Here is a 3,991-nt window from a genome sequence, read left to right as displayed (position 1 = left end):
TTTTACTATAAGCAACCAGAATTACGCAAGATAAAATTTTCTGAATCTTTAAATTTAATTAAAAAATTGGTCGTATGCCGGCTTCCAAAATATTTTTTATTTTATCAATTTCCCTTCAGGGTTCTTATATATCTCACTGTTATTTCCCTTCCTTTTATAATTCAAGGCAAAAGCTGATACAACGCTCTTTAAGCACCTATTCTTCCGAAAAAATAACTATATTAGAAAGATACTTTTTCGCGTTTATTTATACAGCTTGATCGTCTAATTACTCTTGACTTGAAGTTGACGGAGTAAAAAAAAGAGTGGTAACATGTAAAACTGATTCAACAGTCACTTATTCCATCCATTTATTTCCCATAATTTCTCTTAACTACGATGTACATTTTTAGTTAAAAATAACTTTACATCATCTAAAATCATCCACTATGTTTATTTCACATTTTAAATTTTCTAGGTTTATCATTTGAAAAAGCGGGTATACATTTCGTTGTGTTTAGTAGCCGTTTTACATATTAATCAGTTTGATTTAAAACTTTATAAAGGAGTTACATTGCATGAAGAAACTATTGTTAATCAGCATGACTTGTTTTCTTCTAGTTATTACTTCAGCTTGCGGTAACGGTAATGGAGCATTTAAAGATAAAAAAACCATTACCATCGGCATGAATAACTATACTGAAAACATCGCCTACACGTACGTCTGGAAACACATTTTAGAAGATCGAGGCTACAAGGTTAGAACTGTTTTCTTAGAGAAAGCTGGTGTTTGGGTAGGAACAGCTAATGACGACATTGATATTTCATTTGCACCATGGCTCCCTACAACAGATGCGCCTTTTTACAAAAAATATAAAGATCAAGTGAACATTGAAGACCCTTGGCTTAAAAACGCACGCTTAGGATTCGCAGTTCCCGCCTACATGAAAGACGTGAACACAACGGAAGACCTTGCTAAAGTTGCTTCCGATGTCGATAACAAAGTCATTGGAATTGACCCAGGCTCCAGTATTAACGGATTAGCCGAACAAGCGTTAAAAGATTATAACCTAAAAAGCTATACGCTTGTAAAATCGTCTGAAGCAGCTATGCTCAGTGAACTGCGCAAAGCTTATGATGCCAAAAAACCAATTGTTGTTACTATGTGGAATCCGCACTGGGCTTTTGCAGACTTTGATATCAAATACTTAAAAGATCCTAAAAATTCGTTTGGAGACCCTGACAACATATACACAATGACAAGCAAGGAATTTAAAAAGACAAATCCTCAAGTCATAAAATGGATGAATAATGCACAGATGAATGATAAATTAATCAGTCCTCTTCTGTCACAAGTCGAAAAATCTTCCAATCCTGAAGAAGCAGCGCAAGAATGGGTAAAAAAGCATAAAAAGCTAGTCGACAGTTGGACAAAAGATTAATGAACGTAAAAGAAAACAACAATTGAGGTGGACATATGGAACACGTAAAATTAAAAGTAAAAAATATAACCAAAGTGTTTGGTAAGAATCCGTCAAAAGCGATTGATTTACTTCAAAAAGGAAAAACAAAAAAAGAAATTCTAGAAGAAACAGGAATGACAATCGGAGTTAATCAAGCAAACTTCGAAATCAAATCCGGTGAAATCTTCGTTATTATGGGACTGTCTGGAAGTGGTAAATCCACTTTAGTTCGTATGTTTAATCGCCTTGTTGAACCAACATCTGGATCCCTTATTTTAGACGGTGCCGATGTAGTAAAAATGAACAAAGAGGAACTTCGCGACATGCGCCGAAAAAAAATGAGCATGGTCTTCCAAAACTTTGCCTTATTCCCTCACCGTACAGTTCTTGATAACACAGAATACGGATTAGAAGTTCAAGGTACACCAAAGGCCGAACGTGAAAAAAAAGCAAAAGAAGCGCTTGAACTAGTAGGTTTAAAAGGATACGAAAATCAATATCCTGGTGAACTGAGCGGCGGTATGCAGCAGCGTGTCGGACTCGCTCGAGCGCTTGCCAATGACCCTGACATTTTACTAATGGATGAAGCATTCAGTGCATTAGATCCGCTTATTCGTAAAGATATGCAAGATTTCTTACTAGAGCTTCAAGAAAAAATGGAACGAACAATCATTTTTATTACCCATGATCTTGATGAAGCCCTTCGAATCGGAGATCGAATCGTATTAATGAAAGACGGCAGTGTTGTTCAAGTAGGAACACCCGAAGAAATTATGACAAATCCCGCTAATGATTATGTCGAGCGCTTTGTCGAAGACGTTAATGTAGCTAAAGTATACACAGCTGAAAGCGTGATGAATCGTGCCGAATCCATTACCGTAGACCGAGGTCCGCGCGTGGCGCTTAAAATTATGCAAGAAGCTGGTTATTCAAGCATCTATGTAGTAGACAAGAAAAAAACTCTTCTAGGAGTTGTAACTGCAGATGATATTAGCCGCGCCATTAAACAAGATAAACTGACAGCAGACGTATTAGATACGGATATTCCGACTGTTACAACAGATACGCTACTAGAAAACTTGTACGACAAAATGGTTATCAGTCGCTTTCCGCTACCAGTTGTAGATGAAAACCATCGTCTGCGCGGCATCATAAAAAAAGAACGAGTGATTGAAGCACTCGCCGGTACTGATAGTAATGAGGTGAACGTAAATGAATAGTATCCCTAAAATTCCCGTTGGCAATTGGATTGACCATTTTGTCACGTTTTTAAATGACAATATCAAAGGATTCTTTGATGTTATTTCAGCTATTGTCGATGGTATTGTAAGTTTTATTGTACTAGTGCTAACCTTTCCCCCAGCATTAATTTTAATCTTAATTGTCGGAATCATTGCTTGGTTTTCAAGTAAAAAATGGTCGTTTACTATTTTATCGATGATTGGCCTGTTATTTATTCTTAACCTTGGCTACTGGCAAGAAACAATGGACACACTCGCCCTCGTTTTAACAAGCGTATTTATTTCGATTATAGTAGGAATCCCGCTAGGCATTTGGGCATCTCAAAGCGAAAAGACGGCTCGAATTATTACGCCAATCTTAGACTTTATGCAAACAATGCCCGCATTTGTTTATTTGATTCCAGCACTTTTCTTCTTTGGAATCGGTGTGGTACCAGGTGTTATCTCATCTGTTATCTTTGCAATGCCTCCAACGATTCGCTTAACGAACTTAGGTATCCGTGAAGTACCCGCTGACTTAGTAGAAGCAGCAAATGCCTACGGTTCAACAACAAAACAAAAATTATTTAAAGTACAGCTTCCATTAGCTACAAAAACAATCATGGCAGGAATTAACCAAAGCATCATGCTATCTCTCTCAATGGTTGTTATCGCCTCTCTTGTAGGTGCTCCGGGACTTGGTGCGGAAGTATATCGTGCAGTTTCTCGACTTGAAGTTGGCACGGGCTTTGAAGCCGGAATTTCAATCGTTATTTTAGCGATTATTTTAGACCGTATTACTCAATATTTTGGAAATCGTTCAAAACAACGAGCATAAGTAAAAAAGAAGCCAACTCCGGTGAGTTGGCTTCTTTTTATTTATTCTTGTAACAAGCTACAAAGATTGCTTCTCCTTGAAACGATTCAATTCTTTGTTGATTCGTTTTGATTTCGAAAAACTGCTTAAATCCGCTTGGTATATTCAGCATATATTGAGTAAGATCACGCTTTGTCTCTTCCGGAACATTCATCATCCCACACCAGTCATCAAATAAAAAGCGCTTTGGAAAAGTTGTCAGCACTTCTATACGGAATCCTTGCATTTCAAGCATAGAAAGCCACTCTGTTTTTTTATAAGCACGATAATGGCTTGGATCTCTTGTCTTTTCAACTCGATTATAAAACTCGTCATAAGCATTCACTTCCGGGGCTACATTGTCAATGAGCAAGAATTGTCCGCCTGGCTTTAACACTCGATATACCTCTTTGATGAACTGTTTAATGTTTGGAAAATGGTGCGGTGCAATTCTGCACGTTACAGTATCAAAC

4 protein-coding genes are annotated in these 3,991 nt (G+C 37.4%); 3 read left to right on the top strand and 1 reads right to left on the bottom strand.

What is annotated here, in order from left to right:
• The first annotated feature begins 557 nt into the window (after positions 1–557).
• From AC1DRF_RS18495 to AC1DRF_RS18485, 3 genes are read left to right on the top strand one after another with little or no spacing between them, the layout of a single operon-like run.
• Complete coding sequence (locus tag AC1DRF_RS18495) at positions 558–1,421, top strand: glycine betaine ABC transporter substrate-binding protein (RefSeq protein ID WP_013055568.1); 864 nt, start codon at positions 558–560, stop codon at positions 1,419–1,421.
• 35 nt (positions 1,422–1,456) lie between these two features.
• Positions 1,457–2,662, top strand: a complete 1,206-nt coding sequence (proV, locus tag AC1DRF_RS18490) for a glycine betaine/L-proline ABC transporter ATP-binding protein ProV (RefSeq protein WP_013055567.1) — start codon at positions 1,457–1,459, stop codon at positions 2,660–2,662.
• Positions 2,655–3,500 carry an ABC transporter permease gene (locus AC1DRF_RS18485; protein ID WP_013055566.1) on the top strand — a complete coding sequence of 282 codons (846 nt, stop codon included), beginning with the start codon at positions 2,655–2,657 and terminating at the stop codon, positions 3,498–3,500. The genes proV and AC1DRF_RS18485 overlap by 8 nt, the downstream gene beginning before the upstream one ends.
• Positions 3,501–3,537: 37 nt before the next feature.
• On the opposite strand, the gene AC1DRF_RS18480 is transcribed toward AC1DRF_RS18485, so the two are convergent.
• Positions 3,538–3,991 (bottom strand): class I SAM-dependent methyltransferase (locus tag AC1DRF_RS18480; protein WP_477741352.1); only part of this gene is annotated, 454 nt, incomplete at its 5' end.

Source organism: Priestia sp. P5_B4, from assembly GCF_056400385.1.
Note: the sequence above shows the minus strand (reverse complement) of the source record. Positions and strands in the feature narration are given on the sequence as shown.